The following is a 17,568-nucleotide window of genomic DNA, read 5'->3' as shown; positions in this document are numbered from 1 at the left end:
ATGCCCGACGTTGGAGAGAAAGCCCCGGAATTCAATATGCCCACCGATGGCGGGGAGGATGTGAGCCTAGACGTCCTGAAAGGCACGCCCTTTGTGCTCTATTTCTATCCCAAGGACAGCACCCCCGGCTGCACCACCGAGGCGAAGGATTTCACCGCCAGTATCAAGGAATTCGACAAGCTTGGCGTGAAGGTGATCGGGGTCTCCCGCGATTCCCTCAAGAAACATGCGAACTTCCGCGAAAAGCAGGCACTGGAAGTCATTCTCGCCTCCGATGAGGACGGCACCACCTGCGAGGCCTTCGGCGTCTGGGTCGAAAAGAACATGTATGGCCGCAAATATATGGGGATCGAGCGCGCGACCTTCCTGATCGATGACGCGGGCGTGATCCGCAATGTCTGGCGCAAGGTAAAGGTCAAGGGACATGTGGAGGCGGTACTGGAAGCGGCGAAAGCCCTTTAGCCCGTGACCTCTCTCTCTGATCTTGCGGTCGCCGTGCTGACCGAGCCGGACGCCGCGCAAAAGGCCGCCAAAAGCCGGGAGGCGGCAGACCGGTGGCGCACCGCCGCCGGGACGATGGAGATCGGCAGTGCCCTGCCCCCTGACCGGCCCGCGCGGCCCGGGAAACCACCCCTCCTGCCCCCGGCCGAGATGCCGCGGCGGCGCGGCCAGTCCGACGCGGCGCGCGCGACATTGCTCCATGCGGTGCAGCATATCGAGCTGAATGCCATCGATCTCGCCTGGGACATGGTGGCGCGCTTCACAGAAGAGAATCTCCCCCGCGCCTTCTATGACGACTGGGTGCAGGTTGGTGATGAGGAGGCGAAACATTTCACCCTTCTCGCCGACCGGATCGCGGAGCTTGGCTATTCTTACGGCGATTTTCCGGCCCATGACGGCCTGTGGGAGGCGGCAATGGCAACGCGCGACAACCTCGCCGCCCGGCTCGCGGTGGTGCCGATGGTGCTGGAGGCGCGCGGCCTCGATGTCACCCCCGCCATGATCACCCGATTCGGCAAGATCGGCGACGAAAAGAGCGTCAACGTGCTTAACATAATCTTAAGTGACGAAATTGGTCACGTCGCAATCGGCAGCCGCTGGTTCCACCATTTTTGCGAAAATAATGATCTCGACGCGGAAAAGACCTGGCAGGCATTAGTACAAAAATTCTTTAAAGGCCTTTTAAAACCCCCATTTAACGAAGACGCACGGTCGGTTGCCGGACTGCCAGCCAATTACTACCACCCGCTGTCCGTTCCGTCTTTGCGAAAAGAGACAAAATACACCAAATTTTAGCGGTCGCTGTGAGCAGTTGAAGTTTACGAAAAAATCAGTTCTATTACCCACCATCCCCGTAATATTGGTATGCAACAGAAGATCAGGAAGAGCAGATGAAGCTGAAGGCCGTCGTGGATAAATTGTTTACGGACCGTCAGGTTATCATCTCCACTCGGGGACAACTCAAATATCTCAAGCTTTCCGTTGCGGCGCAGGCGATGGGTTTCGCCGTTTCCGTCGGCTTTGGCGGCATGTTCGCCTATCTCATGGTATCGGGCGCGCTGCAGTACCGGGAAATGACGCAACAGCAGGCGACCCTCCTCTCGCTCCAGTCCGAATTTAACGCCGTTTCCGCGGATTTCGAGCTGGCGCAATCAAAGATCGCCGCGACACAGGTTGAGCTGGATCAGCAGTACGCCCGCCTTGAGGATGTGCTGGCCGATCGCCATGTCGTTGAAAAGGCACTTGAATTTGCCTCCAGCGCCACGGGCGACAAGGCGCAGAAGAAATCGCTGGAGGATCGCATCCGCGCCCTCGGCGAGAGCCTGCACAGCACCAACGCCCGGCGCGAGCAGCTGGAACTGGAGATCATGCAGCTCAACAAGGCGCTGTTCCAGACCGCCCGCCAGCGCGACGAGGCGGACACCAACCGCGCGAAAACCGAGCAGCGGCTGGCGTCTTTACGCGGATTGGTCAATCTCTACGCCTCGACCAAGGACGAGATTTACAAGGAGCTGGAGCAAACCCGCGCCCAGTTCGCCAGCCTGAAACGGGAATTCAACAGCCGCCTTCACAAGGAGGACGCCCTCACGACCGAGGTCAGCGAACTCCGCTCCCGACTGACAAAAATGTCGATGGAGAACAAGGACCTGATCGCGCGCATTCATGACCGCACGAATGAAAGCGTGATGGCGCTGCGCGAGATTATCGTGCTGACCGGCCTCGATCCGGAAAAGCTTCTCGGGTCCGATACGGAGGCCGGCCTTGGCGGACCGTTCGTCGCCGCCCAGCCCAACACCAAGCTCCTCGAGAAGGAGCAGGATTTCTACGCCCAGACCCAGAAAATGGAGGCGAGCCTCGCCCGCTGGGAGTCGCTGCAGACCCTGCTCAATCAGCTCCCCCTCGCCCGGCCCGTCGATGTCGGCTATGTCACGTCGAGCTTCGGCAAGCGACGTGACCCGATCACCAAGCGGACCGCCTTTCATTCCGGCGTTGATTTCGCAGGGCCGAAAAATTCCAAGATCCTGGCGACCGCGCCGGGGATCGTGACCTTTGTCGGCCGCAACGGCGCCTATGGCAACATGGTCACCATCGATCATGGCCGCGGCTTCAAGACCCGCTATGGCCATCTGAAGAAAATTCTGGTCAAGAAGGGCCAGCATATCGAATACCGGACCGAAATCGGCGTGATGGGATCAACCGGTCGAAGCACCGGCCGTCACGTGCATTATGAGATCATCCATGACGGAGAGCATTACGATCCGGTGAACTTTATCAAGGCTGGAAGATACGCGTTCAAAGCAACGCCGAAAGTTGAGAAAGCCGACAACGAGTAAATCCGTGAAGTGAGGGTGTTCCATGTTTTCCAGTAACAACAAGACCGAGCCAAAGGCCGCCAGATCGAGCGCCATGCCCTCGATCATCGCCGACAATCTCACCATTGAGGGGAACCTCTTCTCCGAGGGGGAAATCCAGATCGACGGCAAGATCAATGGAGATGTACAGGCCAAAACCCTGACCATCGGGCAGAACGCCCATATCACCGGCGACATCAATGCCGGCACGCTGATCATCCGCGGCGCGGTGCATGGCGGCCTCCGGGGCGAGGAAATCACCGTCACCTCCACCGCGACGGTCAAGGGCGACATTATTCATGCCTCCCTCAGCATTGAGCCCGGCGCCAAGATTGACGGTCACCTGAAGCATAGCGACAATCCCCGCGACCTGCCGGAGACGGTCACCTTCCTCGAGAAATCCGAGGCCGCGAGCGCGGAGAAATAACCCGCCCGCAACTGCAAGACACAAAAAAAGGCCCGCTAACTTGCGGGCCTTTTTCTTTGGGTGATTTCTCGCTTAGCCGACGATTTCGGAACCGGCGAAGAAATAGGCGATCTCGATTGCGGCGTTGGCCTGGCTGTCGGAACCATGCACGGAGTTGGCCTCGATGCTTTCGGCGAATTCCTTGCGGATCGTGCCTTCGGCGGCGTCGGCCGGGTTGGTGGCGCCCATGACTTCACGGTTCTTCATGATGGCGTTTTCCCCTTCAAGAACCTGCACGACAACCGGGCCGGAGGTCATGAAGTCGCAGAGTTCACCGAAGAACGGCCGTTCCTTGTGCACACCGTAGAAGATTTCGGCATTTTCGCGGGTCATGCGAATGCGCTTCTGCGCGACAATGCGAAGGCCGGCTTCTTCCAGCTTGGCATTGATCTTGCCAGTCAGGTTACGGCGGGTTGCATCGGGTTTGATGATGGAGAAAGTACGTTCAAGAGCCATTGGGTCACTCACCTTAATATAGCGGACAAAGGATTAATTCCGCGCCTTATAGCGGGGATGCGCGCATGGGGCAACAGATTTACGGCAAAATTGAAGCCCCGCGCCCGCAATTGTCGGCCCGGCCTTCTTCCGCGGCTTACCTTCCGTCAATAATAGGCCGGGTTGTCGGCGATGGTCAGCCGGTGGAGCAATCTCTCCTGCCCCTCATATCCGCCGGTCGCGCAATGCAGGACCGAACGGTTGTCCCAGAGGACGAGCATGTCCGGCTCCCACTTATGGCGATAGATAAACTCCTCCCGCCCTTGCCAGCTATACAGCTCTTTCAGCCTCATTTTCGCGCTGTCATGATCCATCCCGTCGAGATCGACCAGATAGCCGCCGCCGAAAATGCCCTTCTTGCCGGTTTCCGGATGATTGCGGATAACCGGGTGCGTCTCCCTCTTGTTCGCCTCGTCGGAGATGTTGAACCGCATCGCGCCCTTGAAGTTTTTCTCCGAGTAGGCCCCCTCGCGGGAATAGGCCCCACCGGCCGAGTGAACGGCTGTCAGGTTCTCGAACCGGTCCTTCATCTCGGGCGGCATTTCCTCCCACGCGAGATGCTGGTTGGAAAAGAGGGTGTCGCCCCCTTCCGTCGGGATGATCAGGCCATAAAGCATTGTGCCGGACGGCGGCACGGTCATGAAGCTCCAGTCCGAATGCCAGTTATCGGCAAAGATCCGCCCCGTCTCATGCGCATAGCGATGAACCGCGGCAATCTTGTCATGCCCGTCGATCGGATGAAAGAACGGATCATCACCGATCGGGCCGAGATACTCGGCAAACTTTACAAGATCGTCATTCTCCAGTTTCTGCTCCGGAAAGACGAGCACATGATGATCCATCCATGCCTTGCGGATGGCGGCCACGTCTTCCTTGTTAAGGGGGGCTGACAGGTCCACCCCTTCCACCCGGGCGCCGCAGGGCGCGTCTATTCTTGTCACTGTGATCATTGGACATCCCCGTATTTTTATTTTCCCAAGACATATCATTAAAATTGTTGTTGACCAACAACTATTTTGTTATGGTGATATCCTGTTGATATTACATGGGAATTGACATGAGCCGCGCAAAAGCAGCCGCCCGCCCCCGGAAAAACCCTGAGCGGCGCCAGGAGTCCAGCCAGCGCATGATCGAGGCGGCGACGGAACTGTTCGCCGAAAAGGGCTATCAGCGGACGACGCTGATCGAGATCGGGCGGCGGGCCGGATGCACGGGCACGCTGGTCAGTAACCGCTTCGGCAGCAAGGAGCGGGTGCTCCGTGCCGTCATCGCCCATATTCTCAACCGGTTCGAGGCCGACGAAAGCCTCAGCCCCCGGACGAAGGAGCGCGATCCCCTGCCCGCCCCGGCGCAGCTATCGCGCTTTATCGAGGTCTATCTCAAGGATGTTGCCGCCCGCGGCACCCGCATCCGCGCGCTCTATGTGCTGATGGGAGAAGGGCTTGGTTCCCTGCCGGGGATGGCGGAGGAAATCGCCCATGTGAACCAGGTGTTCCGCGGCGAGATCATGTCCTATCTCGCCCTCGGGATGGAAAGAGGGGAACTCCCCTCCTCCCTCGATCCGGCGATCCTCTCGGCCCTGATCATCGGCCTGCTGCGCGGCGTCGCCCTGCAGATCCTTGCCGAGCCAGCGCATCTGCCGCTGGACGCGCTGATCACCGCCAGCCAGACTTCCGTCCAGGCGATGATCCGCGCGGGATAGATCGATGTCCTAGGCGGCCGCGTCGGTCGCACAGGGCTCAGCGAAGACATCAATCCCCTCATCTGTTTCCAGATAGGACTTGAGGCTGGAGAGCACGAGCGGCCAGCCCTTGCTGATTCCGGCTGCCATGCCGCTGCCGGCCTCCAGCTCGTCATGGGTGACGGTCAGCCGCACCATGTCGTCATAGGGCACAAGGTCAAACGTTACCCGGCTGTGGGCATCGGGGTTGTCATATTCGGAGGCGCCCGCCCAGGTGATGACGAGGCGTTTCGGCGGATCACTCTCGACCACATCACCGGCCAGCTTGACATCGCGGGCGGCATCGGCGCGGATATGCTCCCACCGGGAGCCCGGCTTCCAGTCGGAGACATTCTCATGCCCCCAGTAACGGGCAGCGATCTCCGGCCGGGTGATGGCCTCGAATATCTTCTCCGCGCTCGCGCGGATATAGGTCACATAAACGAATGTCGTTTTCTCATTGCCCATCTTGCTCTCCTTCCAGTTCGGTTTTCAGATCATGCAGCAGGGCGAGGCGCTGCTGCTCGAATTTCCGTATCCATCGCTCGTAAACCATCTGCAGCGGCACCGGGTTGAGGAAATGATGCTTCTCCCGCCCCCGCTTTACCGTTGAGACAAGATTGGCCTCCTCCAGCAGCCCGATATGCTGCGTCACGGATTGGCGCTTCATGTCCAGATGCTCGCATAGCTGTCCGAGCGTCTGGCCGTTCTTCTCGCAGAGCAGGTCCAGCAGCTTCCTGCGTGTCGGATCGCCCAGCGCCTTGAATGTCTTGTCATCATCCATACTCTACCTCTTGAACTGGATAATATGCAGGTATTTACCTGCATGTCAAGAAGAACTCTCCGATTTCGCGTCTATTGGCGATTTTCCGGCTTTCGGGCGGGCGCGCTTTCTGTTAGAGAGTGCCCCATGCTTCAAATCAAGGATCTGACATACCGCATCGCCGGACGTACACTGCTGGAAAATGCCTCGCTGCATATTCCGGTCGGGCATAAATTTGGCCTGATCGGGCGCAACGGCACCGGCAAGTCGACGCTGCTCAAGATGATCACCGGGGAAATTCATCCCGACGGCGGCACCATCGAGCTGCGCAACGGTGCGCGCCTGGGTGTCCTGCCGCAGGAGGCTCCGGGCGGACCGGAAAGCCTGATCGAGGCCGTACTCTCCGCCGATGTCGAGCGGGCGCGCCTGATGAAGGAGGCGGAGACCGCCACCGACGGCATGCGCATCGCCGAAATCCACACCCGCCTGGCCGATATCGACGCCCACACGGCGGAGGCACGGGCCGCGAAAATCCTCGCCGGTCTTGGTTTCGACCATGAGGCGCAGCAGCGCTCCTGCTCCTCCTTCTCCGGCGGCTGGCGCACACGTGTCGCGCTCGCGGGCACGCTGTTTGCGGAACCCGACCTGCTCCTCCTCGATGAGCCGAGCAACTATCTCGATCTCGAGGCGACCCTGTGGCTGGAGAATTTCCTCCGCAATTACCAGCGCACCCTCGTCATCATCAGCCATGACAAGGACCTGCTGAATAACGTGGTGACGGAAATCGCCCATCTCGACCAGATGAAGCTCGTCAAATACACCGGCAACTACGATTTCTTCGAGAAGACCCGCCGCGAGCAGATGGAGCTTCTGGCCGGCATGGCCCGCAAGCAGGAAACCCAGCGCAAGCATCTGCAGAGCTTTGTCGATCGCTTCCGCGCCAAGGCATCCAAGGCACGTCAGGCGCAGAGCCGCGTGAAGATGCTGGAGAAGATGAAGCCCGTCGTCGGCATTGTCGATGAACATACGGCGAGCCTGACCTTCCACGCGCCGGAGCCGCTTTCCTCCCCCATCATCACGATGGAGCATTGCGCCGTCGGCTATGCGCCAGGCAAGCCCGTGCTGCGCGGGCTCGACCTGCGCATCGACATGGACGACCGGATCGCGCTCCTTGGTTCCAACGGCAACGGCAAGTCGACCTTCGCCAAGCTGCTCGCCAACAGGCTGCAACCCGAAACCGGGAAAATGCAGAAATCGAACAAGCTCAAAATCGGCTTCTTCGCGCAGCATCAGCTTGACGAGATGCATGAGAATGAGACCGCCTACCAGCATCTCGCCGCGAAGATGGAGAATGCGCAAGAGTCAAAGGTGCGGGCCCGTCTCGGGCAGTTCGGGTTTTCGCGTCAGAAGACCGACACCGCGGTAAAGCAGCTTTCGGGCGGCGAAAAGGCGCGGCTCAACTTTTGCCTGATTGCGGAGGAAAAACCGCATCTGCTTATCCTTGACGAGCCGACCAACCATCTCGACGTTGACAGTCGGGAGGCGCTGATCCAGGGCCTCAATGAATATGAGGGCGCGGTCCTGCTCATCAGCCATGACCCGCATCTCGTCTCCCTCGTCGCCGACCGGCTCTGGCTGGTGAAGGATGGCGGCGTGCATGCCTATGATGGCGATATCGAGGATTACAAGAAAGAAGTGCTCGACGCCGCGCGCGGTGGCAGCAACGGCCGCAAGAATGACACGGCGCCGGGGCAGCCGAAGCTATCCGGGAAAGAGGCGCGAAAGGCGCGCGCCGCTGCCCGTGCCGCCCTCGCCCCGAAGCGAAAAGAAGTCACCCGCCTCGAAAAGACGATGCAGGACCTGACCGCCCAGCAGAAAAAGCTCGAAGCCGAACTCGCCGACCCCGCCACCTACGACAAGGGCCCGGCGCATCAGGCCAAACTCACCGACCAGATCGGCCGCCTGAAAGCGGACCTCGCCCAAACCGAGGAAAAATGGCTCGCGCTAACGGAAGAACTTGAAGCCGAAGGCGCGGCGTAACTACTCGCCGAGGGTTAGGCGGACCCCGGCGAAGCTGTTCGCGAGTTTCTGGAGCGGCTCCTTATCGATAGCGTTGACATTGACGATGGGCGTTAAAAACTAGCGGCTTCCTGAGATTTCGGCAAGCTATTGGAATCACTTAAGATTTCGACCTTTTCACTTGCAAATATAAGAAAATCATGATAACAAAAAGATGACGGGACGCTATGTGCGCCCCGTCAAGATGTGGTGGATGACGGTGGATCCTACCGTCGCCCTGTGCCCCAAACGGGCACTGCCACCCATACAAGTTCGCGAATCTTGTATGGGCGGGAATGGTAGTGGAACTATGGTATTGCCATGCTCCACCCCCAATCTCTCGGGGACTACCAGCCGCGAGTCTGGCCTGAGTGTTACAGGAAGTTCAGCCTAGAGCAGGTCTTTGATATCTAGGCTATCGACAAGCGAATCTAGCAATTCGCCGGTGACTTTTGAGGCGCTAGACGATTGCTCGTCTGGCGTCTCTTTTGTTGCAATACTATAGCGGCGACCACTCTGGATGATTTCATGGCGGTCCTTCAGCCGTTTAATGGCAGTATAATAATAATTCGGATTATCCTTAAAACGCTTCTTTTGGAGAGGGTCACGAGATATCAACTCACGAATTTGCATATGCGTAAGAAACCCCCCCTTCTCCTTTAGAACACGTCTAATAGCATCAGGGAGAGGCTCAATATCCTCAGCTAGCGTGGGGGCCGGAATGTCCGTTAAAGTTACCTCTTCGACTAAATCATCGCCAAGAAAGAGTTTGGCCGCCTCAAGGCGCATTGTGAGAATATCTGCGCGTTTAGCTAACTGGTCACGCATTCTATTCACCTCATCCAACTCTTGCTTCATATCCTCGACATTTTTGCGAGTTAGAAGTACATCGCTGTTACCCATGACACCACCTCATCCTTCCAATGATTCGCCATTTTATACAATAATGTGGTGAGTGATGCAAGGTGTTTGTATGGAGTGGTGTGTTGGGACACCTTTTGTTCTCGACACTCGGAGATGAAGTAAACATTAATTTAGATTAAATATCAATGGCTTGAAGGAAATTAATTGAAAATTGCAGCCAGAATTTTTTATTCCTATCTATAATTGTCGAATGTCATCCTCTACCCTTGTCCATCTAGCGCTAGCAGCTAAAGCGCCGACTTACCCCCCGTAAATCCCCCTAAATCTGCCCTTCAATCCCCAGTGAGGAGATAAGCTCGAAATAGGCATACAAGGCGACGAGGAAGAAGGCGAAGAGGATCAGCTCGTGCTTGAAATGGTGGGAGTGGAAGAATTGCCGGTCGCGGTGGCGGATCACGTCCATCCGCTCGTCGCCGAAGCGGCGGGGCGCGCGCCGCGCAAAAACCCCCTCACGCCTTCTTTTCCCAGCCCGCCTCGGTCTGCTGATAGTAGCTGACCGCAATATCCTGCTCCTTGAAGGCTTTCCAGCGGGTCCGGGCGGCGGTGAGCGCCGTCTCGTCATTACCGTCGAACATATAGAGGCAGCGCTCGAAGCTTGCGAGGTCATCGGCCGCGGCGTCCTCCGTCAGGACGAGGACATTGGCGCCGTTCGCATTCCCCTCGCCCGCAAGGGTGAGCAGGATCGGTTGCGCCGCGGGATCGAGGCCGGACTCGTCGCGCGCATGGGGCAGGAAACTCTCGCTCCGGTAGGACCAGAGGCTCTCATCGAGGATGTCGAGCCGTTCCTCCGTCACCCCGCGCACAATCACGCGAAAGCCGCGCTCCGTCACCTTCTCGAGCAGACGCGGCAGCGCCCGCTCGATCGGGTCCGATTGCAGGTGATAAAAGCTGACCTCACTCACGGAGTTCTATTTGCCCTCGTAATTATCCCGCACGAACTTGTCGAGCAGGCGGACGCCATAGCCCGTGCCACCCTTTGGCACCGTCGGCTTGTCGGCCTTGGACCAGGCCATGCCGGCGATATCGAGATGGACCCATGGCACATCGTTCACGAATTTTTGCAAAAATTCCGCCGCGACGATCGAGCCCGCGCCGCGCCCGCCGGTGCCGATATTCTGCAGATCGGCGATGGGGGATTTGACCTGCTTGGCATAGGCGTCGGACATCGGCAGGCGCCAGACCCCCTCGCCCACGGCCTTGCCCGCCTCGAAAATCTGGCTGGAGAGGTCATCGTTGTTCGAGAACAGCCCGGCATTTTCATGGCCGAGCGTGATGATGATCGCCCCGGTAAGCGTTGCGAGATCGACCATGAATTCCGGCTTGAAGCGGTCCTGCGTGTACCACAGCGCATCGGCGAGCACGAGACGGCCCTCCGCGTCGGTGTTCAGGATCTCGATCGTCTGCCCGGACATGGAGGTGACGATATCGCCCGGCCGCTGCGCGTTGCCGTCGGGCATATTCTCAACGAGGCCGATAACACCGACCGCGTTGACCTTGGCCTTGCGGCCCGCGAGCGCCTTCATCAGGCCGGTGACGGTGCCCGCACCGCCCATGTCCCATTTCATTTCCTCCATCCCCGCGGCGGGTTTTAGCGAGATGCCCCCGGTATCGAAGCAGACGCCCTTGCCGACAAAGGCAAGCGGCTTGCGGCTGGCCTTCTTGCCGGTCGCGCCGTTCCACTGCATGACGACGAGGCGGCTTTCCCGGCGAGAGCCCTGCCCCACGCCCAGCAGCGCGCCCATGCCGAGCCGCTGCATCTTCGCCTCGTCCAGCACCTCGACATGAACGCCCATGTCCGACAGCGCAAGGCACTGCTCGGCGAAGCTTTCCGGATAGAGTGCATTGGCCGGCTCGCTCACCAGGTCACGGGTGAGGAACACGCCTTCGGCAATAGCCTCCATATCTGCGAAGGCCTTGCGCGCCGTGGCCGAACCCTTGCAGGACACAGTCATGCGCGTCAGCGACGGCTCTTTCGCCTCGTCAATATCGGTTTTGTACTTGGTGAAGCGGTAGGAGCCAAGCATCGCGCCCATGGCGACAGAGGCCGCGGCCTCATTGGTCTTGATCTCGTCGGCGTTCAATTCATCAAGAATGACGGTGACGCTGCGCGCGCCGGAGGCATTCAGACGTTTCACGAGCGAGCCGCCGAGCGCCTCCATATCCATCTGGCCGAGTTTCTCCACCTCGCCGAGACCAAACAGGATCACCCGCGAAACTTCCAGGCCATTCGGCGCCATGATCTCCAGAAAGTCGCCTTTCTTGCCCGTGAAGCGGCTGGACTCCAGCGCCCGGGTCACGGCACCGCCGGACTTTTCATCAACTTCCTGCGCGGTCGGGGACAAGACTTTATCGGCATAGATCGCGACCGCGAGCGACCCGCGCTTGGGAAGGGAGATTTCAGAAAATGCGAACTTCATGGAGAATTCCTATAGTTTTCGTTATTTGAATCGGCCATACGAGGCCTCATCAATAATTTGTGCTTAATATTTTTCATAGCGCGTCCTTTCCTGACTGGCAACAAGCAAAACTATCGCTATACTCCCCCCATGAAAAATATGAACCGTTATATTATGAAGCAATTGGCCGTTCCAATGCTCTTCATAACCTTTTCATTGACCGGGGTGATCTGGCTGTCGCAGTCCCTCAAGTTCGTTGAAAAGCTGATTAACGGTTTACCGGTTTCCACTTTCCTGTATCTCTCGCTCCTGCTGCTTCCCGACATCCTCCGCTACACCCTGCTTCTCGGCCTGTTTTTCGGCACCCTGTTCGCCTTCAACAAGCTCTATTCGGACAGCGAACTGATCGTCATGTGGGCGGCGGGCCTCAGCAAGTCCGCGCTGGCAAAGCCCGCCATTTATGTGGCGCTGATCGTCACGCTGGTCATGTATATCCTCGGCTTTTTCCTGGTACCTTATGGCAACCGGACCGTTACGGAACTGCGCGTCGCCTGGCAGGACAGCCTCGCCGCGGTGGTGCTGCGCGAAGGGGTGTTCAATTCGCTCACCGACGGGGTGACCGTCTATATCCGCGAGAAAACACCGGCCGGCGAGATGCTGGGCATCCTCGTGCATGATGAGCGGGTGCCGGAAACGCCGGTCACCTACATGGCGGAGCGCGGTGCCTTTGTAAAAACGGATGAGGGGCCCCGCTTTATCATGAATGCGGGCAACCTGCAGGAAGTCTCGAAAGATGACGCCAAGCTCAGCCTGCTTTATTTCGATCAATATACCCTCGATGTCAGCCAGTTCGAGAAGAAGAGCGGCGCCCGCTGGCTCTCGCCGGAGCATCGCTATATCTGGGAACTCCTCAATCCGGAGGACAGCGACCGCGTCCGCCGGGAGGCGCATAAGTTGAACGCCGAACTGCAGCAAAGGATCGTGCTGCCCCTCTATGCGGTCGCGCTTGTCTTTATCGCACTTGCCGGGGTAATGGGCGGGGAGTTTTCCCGCCGGGGCCGGTCGCGGCGGATGATCGTTGCGGCGGCGGCAGGCGTGCTCCTGCTGATCGCCGCCATGGCGCTGTTCCGGGCGTCGGTGCAGCCTGTCCTTGTCACACTTGCCCTGTATCTGCTGCCGGTACTGGCGTCGATGGCCGCGGCCTATCTCGCCAGTGGCGGGCGCATCCCCTTCCTGGACAACAAGAAAATCCCAGACGGCGTGATCGGCGGGGAGACGGGCTGATGCTGTTACCAGAAACGCTCTCCATCTATCTTGCCAAGCAGTTCATCAAGAATGTCGCCGTGATATTCGGTGTCCTGATTACGATCGTGTTTCTCGCCGACTTTATCGAGGCCTTGCGCCGTGGCGGTGACCGGGAGGATATCACGATCTTTATCCTGCTGCAGATGGTGATCATGCGTATTCCGACCCTGGCGCTGAAACTGCTGCCCTTTATCGCCCTGTTCGGGGCCATGCTGACCTTCTTCCGTCTGTCGAAATCCAGCGAACTGACGGTCATTCGCGCGACCGGCGTGTCGGTCTGGCAGTTCCTCTTCCCGTCCCTGTTTATCGCCTTCATGCTCGGCCTGCTGGTCCTGACCGTTATCAATCCCATTGCCGCTGCCATGCAGGCGCGGAATGACCGGATGGAAGCCAAGTATTTCGAGACGCAAACGAACCTGCTGACACTGTCGACGAACGATCTCTGGCTTCGGCAGGTGGATGATACGGGTCTCTCCGTCATTCACGCACGCGGCGCCATCAACCGCGGGCTGGACCTGACCGAGGTAATTATCTTCAACTATGACCGCGATGACCAGTTCACGGGACGGATCGATGCGGAACAGGCGCGACTGCATCCGGGGTATTGGGAGCTGGACACTGTCGTGATTACCGGCCCCAACAAGCCGGCGGAGCGGCGCGACAAGATGGAACTTCCCACCTCTCTCACGGTACTGCAGATCCAGGAAAGTTTTGCCTCCCCGGCGACCCTCTCCTTCTGGGACCTGCCCGGCTTTATCGAGACGCTGGAACTGGCGGGCTTCTCCGGGGACCGGCACCGCCTGCACTGGTACAGCCTGATGGCGGGGCCGATCCTGATGCTGGCCATGGTGCTGGTGGCGGCGACCTTTTCGTTACGTACCCTGCGCCAGGGACGTACGGTTATCATGGTGCTCGGCGGGATCACCACCGGGTTTGTATTCTACTTTATGACGGACATCATCTACGCGCTTGGTTTGTCCGGGAATTTGCCGATTATCCTGTCGGCCTGGATTCCCGCGGCGGCGATTACCCTGTTCGGGTTGGCCATGATGTTTCACCTGGAGGATGGCTAAACGATGCGGCGCATGATGCCTTTAACTCTCGCCGCGCTTCTGCTGCTGCCGACGCCGTTCAGCGTCAGCTTCGCACAGGAGACACCGTCGACAGAACTTGACCTCTCCAAGGAGGCGTTGCTGTCTGCCGAGGAGGTGACCTATTTCAATACCGAGCAGCGGGTCGAGGCCACCGGCAATGTCGAGATTGTGCAGGGAGAGCGTATCCTGAAGGCCGACAAGGTGATCTACAACATTACCGCCGATACCGTGCGGGCGGAGGGTAATGTTGTCCTGATGGACCCGACCGGCAATGTCCTGTTTGCCGATAACATGGAGCTTGAGAACGAGCTCAAGACCGGCGCGATCCGAAACTTCAAGCTGCTGTTTACCGATAATTCCCGTCTCGCCGCGCATGACGCCGTGCGGGAGGATGAAAACCGCACCGTCATGACCAAGGCTGTCTTTACAAGCTGCGAGCCCTGCAGGGAAGATCCTAATCGCGCTCCGATCTGGCAGATCAAGTCCGAGAAGGTGGTGCATGACCGGACAGAAAAGACCATCACCTACCGCAACGCCTTTCTGGAATTCTTCGGCGTGCCGATCATGTATACGCCCTATTTCTCGCATCCCGACCCGACGGTGGACCGCGAGAGCGGGTTCCTCGCGCCGACCGTGTTCGACAGCTCGACCCTCGGCTATGGCATCAAGATCCCCTATTACTATGTCATCTCCGACGACAAGGACATAACAATCACCCCGACCTTTACCACGAAGGAAGGGGTGCAGATGGCGGCGGAATACCGTCAGGCGGTGGAGAGCGGCGATTTTCAAGTCGACGGGTCCCTCACCTATGTGGAAGAGGTGGACAACAACAATATCGAGACCGGCGAAGAGGCGTTCCAGGGTCATATTCGGGGCGACGGCCAGTTCCGGATTGACGACGGCTGGGTCTGGGGCTTCGATGTCTTCCGCACCACCAACGACACCTATCTTGAAAAATATGACATCAGCGATCTGGATACCCTGACCTCCACCCTTTATCTCCAGGGTCAGCGCGGGCGAAACTTCTCGCTGCTCAGCGCCTACAGCTTCCAGGGGCTGACCGAGGACGATGTCTCCGGCGAGACGCCGATTGTCCCGGCGTGGTGGAATTATTCCTTTGTTGGCGAGCCCAATTCCTTCGGCGGACGGTTCAGCGCCGACGCCGACGTGCTCGCGATCTACCGCACCGACGGGCAGGATACGGACCGCTTCTCGCTGGAAGGGGGATATCATGTTCCCTACACTACATCGAACGGGCAGGTCATCACCTTCGATACCTCGCTCCGCGGCGATCTCTACTATGCCCATGACATTCTCGCCAATCCGGACGACCCCTCCAGCGCGACGGACCAGAATGACTTCTATGGCCGCCTCGTTCCCTCGGCTTCGGTGGAATGGCGCTACCCCTTCGTCCGTCAGGCCGGCAGCATCCGCCAGATGGTCGAGCCGATTGTCGAGGCCGTCTGGTCCGATGTCGTGGGTGACAAGGATACGCCGAACGAGGACAGCCTCAGCTTCGAGTTTGACGACACCAACCTGTTCGGCTCCAACCGCTACGCCGGGCTGGACGAGGTGGAAACCGGCGCCCGCGTCAATTATGGCATCAACATGGGCGTCTATGGCGCCTCCGGTGGCTACACGACCCTGCTGTTCGGGCAGAGCTATAATTTCAGCGATAACACCGGTTTTGCGAACGGCACCGGGCTGGAGGACCAGTTCTCTGACTATGTCGCCCGCCTGGAAATCCGTCCCGCCGACTATCTGCAATTCGTCAACCGCGTGCGGCTTGATCATGACAGCCTCTATCTTGCCCGCAACGAGGTGACCATGAAGCTCGGTACCTTCGACCACTGGTTCAACCTCGGTTATGTCTATCTGCGGGATGACCCCAACGGCCTGACCCAGGACAAGCGCGAGGAAGTCTTCATCGAAGGCAAGACCAAGGTCGCCGATTTCTGGAGCGTCTATGGCAGCTACCGGCGTAATCTTGTCGATGGCGGTAATTCCATTGACGGCACGCTTGGATTTGAATATCTGGATGAGTGTTTCGGCTTTGCGCTGGAGGCGAAAAGGTCCTTCACCCGCGACCGGGATGTCGAGCCGGAAACCCGGGTCAGCGTCAAATTCCGACTGCTGCCTTTCAACTAGGCCCGGAACAAGCTATTCTATGCACGCGCTATATCCAATGGCTGAAATTTTTGTAAACACACGTAAAGATTTGTAAGAATGCCAATCCGTCAAATGTTGAAAAGCTCCCTGCTCGCAGGCATCGCCGTTATGCTTGTCATGATGACGGCGCTGGCGCAGGACGTGCAGAAAATCGTCGCCATCGTCAATGACGAAATCATTTCCGGCTATGACCTTGATCAGCGGATTGCCCTGACGATCATGCTGTCGGGCTTTCCCGACACGCGGGAGACCCGGCAACAGCTGGTCAACCCGACCGTGGCGCGACTGATTGACGACCGGCTGAAATTACAGGAGGCCGACCGCTTCAATATCACCATCAGCGATGAGCAGGTGCTGGAGGCTGTCGCCTACCTGGAGAGAACCAACGACATGGAGCCGGGACAGATCAACCGGATGCTCCAGCAGAACAATATCGATATCGACACGATGCTGACGCAGGTGCGCGCCAACCTGATATGGAACCGCCTGATCCAGCAACGGATCGTCCCCCGCATCACCATTTCCGACGAGGAAGTGGAGGCCGTACAGAAGCGGCTTGAGAACAACAAGGGCAAGAGCGAGTATCTGTTGAGCGAGATTTACCTGCCAGTGGAATCCAACACACCGGAAGGTCAGGTCCGCGAAGCGGTCGCCGACCTCGTCTCCCAGCTCCGTTCGGGCGCCTCCTTCCAGCGCGCCGCCGCCCAGTTCAGCCAGGGGGCCACAGCCGCCTCCGGCGGGTCGATCGGCTGGGTGCTGGCGGATGAAGTGCCGCCCGAAATCGGCGCGGTCCTGCCCGATCTGCGGCCGGGACAGGTTTCCGATCCGGTGCGCACGGCTGACGGTTACTATATCCTGATGGTGCAGCAGGAACGGAAAATCCTGGATACCAACGCGGATGACGTGGTCCTCGATATCACCCAGATCATTGTTCCGGGCGGCGCCGGGGATACGGGCGGCAGCGAGACCCAGGAAAAGCTCGCGAACACGATCAGCAACTTTATCGACAACTGCAAACAGGTGCCGGACCTGCTGCGGGAGCTCAACAGTCCTGACAGCGGGAGTATCGGGAAAGTCCGTCTCGGGGACATGCCGGACAATATCAAGGCCATCCTTAAGGACATGAAGCCCGGAGAAGTCAGCGCGCCCTATCAGGACGACAATCTCTATCGCATCTTCGTTGTCTGCGACCGCAACGACCCGCAGGCGCGCAGCAATGACCCGGAGGAGATCCGCCGCGAAATCATGCTGCGCCGCGCCGAGAACCGGGCCCGCGGCTATCTGCAGGATATCCATAATGCCGCGACCATCGAAACCCGCTAG

19 protein-coding genes are annotated in these 17,568 nt (G+C 58.7%); 10 read left to right on the top strand and 9 right to left on the bottom strand.

Annotation, left to right across the window (positions count from 1 at the left end; translation table 11 throughout):
• The 4 genes from bcp (at window position 1) to J0X12_RS12980 (ending at window position 3,279) form a co-directional block, all read left to right on the top strand.
• Window positions 1-462, top strand: a complete 462-nt coding sequence (bcp, locus tag J0X12_RS12995) for a thioredoxin-dependent thiol peroxidase (protein WP_207046454.1) — start codon at window positions 1-3, stop codon at window positions 460-462.
• A 3-nt stretch (window positions 463-465) separates the two neighbouring features.
• Entirely contained in the window at window positions 466-1,296 is an 831-nt protein-coding gene (locus J0X12_RS12990; protein WP_207046452.1) for a ferritin-like domain-containing protein, read from the top strand.
• A gap of 95 nt (window positions 1,297-1,391) precedes the next feature.
• On the top strand, window positions 1,392-2,834 hold the full coding sequence (locus J0X12_RS12985; RefSeq protein ID WP_207046450.1) for a M23 family metallopeptidase: 1,443 nt from the start codon (window positions 1,392-1,394) through the stop codon (window positions 2,832-2,834).
• A 22-nt stretch (window positions 2,835-2,856) separates the two neighbouring features.
• A complete protein-coding gene (locus J0X12_RS12980; RefSeq protein ID WP_207046448.1) occupies window positions 2,857-3,279 on the top strand; it encodes a bactofilin family protein in 423 nt (140 codons plus the stop codon).
• Window positions 3,280-3,351: 72 nt separating this feature from the next.
• Here J0X12_RS12980 and ndk read toward each other — a convergent pair whose 3' ends face one another.
• The 3 genes from ndk to J0X12_RS17420 all read right to left on the bottom strand — a co-directional run bounded on the left by ndk (window position 3,352) and on the right by J0X12_RS17420 (window position 5,089).
• Window positions 3,352-3,774 (bottom strand): nucleoside-diphosphate kinase, encoded by a 423-nt coding sequence (gene ndk / locus J0X12_RS12975; protein WP_207046446.1) that lies wholly within the window; start codon window positions 3,772-3,774, stop codon window positions 3,352-3,354.
• Window positions 3,775-3,920: 146 nt separating this feature from the next.
• Window positions 3,921-4,763: a TauD/TfdA dioxygenase family protein gene (locus J0X12_RS12970; RefSeq protein ID WP_207046444.1), complete on the bottom strand. Its 843-nt coding sequence runs from the start codon at window positions 4,761-4,763 to the stop codon at window positions 3,921-3,923.
• A 38-nt stretch (window positions 4,764-4,801) separates the two neighbouring features.
• Window positions 4,802-5,089 carry a hypothetical protein gene (locus J0X12_RS17420; protein ID WP_237688138.1) on the bottom strand — a complete coding sequence of 96 codons (288 nt, stop codon included), beginning with the start codon at window positions 5,087-5,089 and terminating at the stop codon, window positions 4,802-4,804.
• Here J0X12_RS17420 and J0X12_RS12965 point away from each other — a divergent pair.
• Window positions 4,994-5,515, top strand: coding sequence for a TetR/AcrR family transcriptional regulator (locus J0X12_RS12965; RefSeq protein WP_420497080.1), 522 nt, complete (start codon window positions 4,994-4,996; stop codon window positions 5,513-5,515). The genes J0X12_RS17420 and J0X12_RS12965 overlap by 96 nt on opposite strands.
• Before the next feature lie 9 nt (window positions 5,516-5,524).
• Here the strand turns inward: J0X12_RS12965 and J0X12_RS12960 are convergent, their stop codons facing one another.
• Complete coding sequence (locus J0X12_RS12960) at window positions 5,525-6,001, bottom strand: SRPBCC family protein (protein ID WP_207046440.1); 477 nt, start codon at window positions 5,999-6,001, stop codon at window positions 5,525-5,527.
• The gene (locus J0X12_RS12955) at window positions 5,991-6,317 is read right to left on the bottom strand and encodes an ArsR/SmtB family transcription factor (protein ID WP_207046438.1); all 327 of its coding nucleotides are present in this window, start codon (window positions 6,315-6,317) and stop codon (window positions 5,991-5,993) included. Before J0X12_RS12955 ends, J0X12_RS12960 begins: the two co-directional genes overlap by 11 nt.
• A 126-nt stretch (window positions 6,318-6,443) precedes the next feature.
• On the opposite strand from J0X12_RS12955, the gene J0X12_RS12950 reads away from it, so the two are divergent.
• Complete coding sequence (locus tag J0X12_RS12950) at window positions 6,444-8,336, top strand: ABC-F family ATP-binding cassette domain-containing protein (RefSeq protein ID WP_420497079.1); 1,893 nt, start codon at window positions 6,444-6,446, stop codon at window positions 8,334-8,336.
• A gap of 408 nt (window positions 8,337-8,744) precedes the next feature.
• Here J0X12_RS12950 and J0X12_RS12945 read toward each other — a convergent pair whose 3' ends face one another.
• The 4 genes from J0X12_RS12945 to J0X12_RS12930 form a co-directional block, all read right to left on the bottom strand.
• Window positions 8,745-9,257 carry a hypothetical protein gene (locus J0X12_RS12945; protein WP_207046434.1) on the bottom strand — a complete coding sequence of 171 codons (513 nt, stop codon included), beginning with the start codon at window positions 9,255-9,257 and terminating at the stop codon, window positions 8,745-8,747.
• A 280-nt stretch (window positions 9,258-9,537) separates the two neighbouring features.
• Window positions 9,538-9,675 (bottom strand): hypothetical protein, encoded by a 138-nt coding sequence (locus J0X12_RS12940; RefSeq protein ID WP_207046432.1) that lies wholly within the window; start codon window positions 9,673-9,675, stop codon window positions 9,538-9,540.
• A 52-nt stretch (window positions 9,676-9,727) separates the two neighbouring features.
• The gene (locus J0X12_RS12935; RefSeq protein WP_207046430.1) at window positions 9,728-10,180 is read right to left on the bottom strand and encodes a DNA polymerase III subunit chi; all 453 of its coding nucleotides are present in this window, start codon (window positions 10,178-10,180) and stop codon (window positions 9,728-9,730) included.
• A gap of 6 nt (window positions 10,181-10,186) precedes the next feature.
• Window positions 10,187-11,695, bottom strand: coding sequence for a leucyl aminopeptidase (locus tag J0X12_RS12930; RefSeq protein ID WP_207046428.1), 1,509 nt, complete (start codon window positions 11,693-11,695; stop codon window positions 10,187-10,189).
• Window positions 11,696-11,833: 138 nt separating this feature from the next.
• Here J0X12_RS12930 and lptF point away from each other — a divergent pair, with 138 nt between their 5' ends.
• The 4 genes from lptF (at window position 11,834) to J0X12_RS12910 (ending at window position 17,568) form a co-directional block, all read left to right on the top strand.
• Complete coding sequence (gene lptF / locus J0X12_RS12925) at window positions 11,834-12,958, top strand: LPS export ABC transporter permease LptF (RefSeq protein WP_207046426.1); 1,125 nt, start codon at window positions 11,834-11,836, stop codon at window positions 12,956-12,958.
• On the top strand, window positions 12,958-14,052 hold the full coding sequence (lptG, locus tag J0X12_RS12920) for an LPS export ABC transporter permease LptG (RefSeq protein ID WP_207046424.1): 1,095 nt from the start codon (window positions 12,958-12,960) through the stop codon (window positions 14,050-14,052). Before lptF ends, lptG begins: the two co-directional genes overlap by 1 nt.
• Window positions 14,053-14,064: 12 nt before the next feature.
• Complete coding sequence (locus J0X12_RS12915) at window positions 14,065-16,224, top strand: LPS-assembly protein LptD (protein ID WP_207046422.1); 2,160 nt, start codon at window positions 14,065-14,067, stop codon at window positions 16,222-16,224.
• A gap of 78 nt (window positions 16,225-16,302) precedes the next feature.
• Window positions 16,303-17,568, top strand: a complete 1,266-nt coding sequence (locus J0X12_RS12910; protein ID WP_207046420.1) for a peptidylprolyl isomerase — start codon at window positions 16,303-16,305, stop codon at window positions 17,566-17,568.

This window comes from Sneathiella sedimenti (genome assembly GCF_017313765.1).
Taxonomy (GTDB): Bacteria; Pseudomonadota; Alphaproteobacteria; order Sneathiellales; family Sneathiellaceae; genus Sneathiella; species Sneathiella sedimenti.
Note: the sequence above shows the minus strand (reverse complement) of the source record. Positions and strands in the feature narration are given on the sequence as shown.

Excerpts from the sequence above, each read along its gene's own strand:
- J0X12_RS12985 (WP_207046450.1), top strand. The coding sequence starts at position 1,392 with ATGAAGCTGAAGGCCGTCGTGGATAAATTGTTTACGGACCGTCAGGTT.
- J0X12_RS12970 (WP_207046444.1), bottom strand. The coding sequence starts at position 4,763 with ATGATCACAGTGACAAGAATAGACGCGCCCTGCGGCGCCCGGGTGGAA.
- J0X12_RS12955 (WP_207046438.1), bottom strand. The coding sequence starts at position 6,317 with ATGGATGATGACAAGACATTCAAGGCGCTGGGCGATCCGACACGCAGG.
- J0X12_RS12930 (WP_207046428.1), bottom strand. The coding sequence starts at position 11,695 with ATGAAGTTCGCATTTTCTGAAATCTCCCTTCCCAAGCGCGGGTCGCTC.
- J0X12_RS12910 (WP_207046420.1), top strand. The coding sequence starts at position 16,303 with ATGCCAATCCGTCAAATGTTGAAAAGCTCCCTGCTCGCAGGCATCGCC.
- lptF (WP_207046426.1), top strand. The coding sequence starts at position 11,834 with ATGAACCGTTATATTATGAAGCAATTGGCCGTTCCAATGCTCTTCATA.
- J0X12_RS12950 (WP_420497079.1), top strand. The coding sequence starts at position 6,444 with ATGCTTCAAATCAAGGATCTGACATACCGCATCGCCGGACGTACACTG.
- J0X12_RS12960 (WP_207046440.1), bottom strand. The coding sequence starts at position 6,001 with ATGGGCAATGAGAAAACGACATTCGTTTATGTGACCTATATCCGCGCG.
- J0X12_RS17420 (WP_237688138.1), bottom strand. The coding sequence starts at position 5,089 with ATGGGCGATGACGGCACGGAGCACCCGCTCCTTGCTGCCGAAGCGGTT.
- J0X12_RS12915 (WP_207046422.1), top strand. The coding sequence starts at position 14,065 with ATGATGCCTTTAACTCTCGCCGCGCTTCTGCTGCTGCCGACGCCGTTC.
- J0X12_RS12980 (WP_207046448.1), top strand. The coding sequence starts at position 2,857 with ATGTTTTCCAGTAACAACAAGACCGAGCCAAAGGCCGCCAGATCGAGC.
- ndk (WP_207046446.1), bottom strand. The coding sequence starts at position 3,774 with ATGGCTCTTGAACGTACTTTCTCCATCATCAAACCCGATGCAACCCGC.
- lptG (WP_207046424.1), top strand. The coding sequence starts at position 12,958 with ATGCTGTTACCAGAAACGCTCTCCATCTATCTTGCCAAGCAGTTCATC.
- bcp (WP_207046454.1), top strand. The coding sequence starts at position 1 with ATGCCCGACGTTGGAGAGAAAGCCCCGGAATTCAATATGCCCACCGAT.
- J0X12_RS12945 (WP_207046434.1), bottom strand. The coding sequence starts at position 9,257 with ATGGGTAACAGCGATGTACTTCTAACTCGCAAAAATGTCGAGGATATG.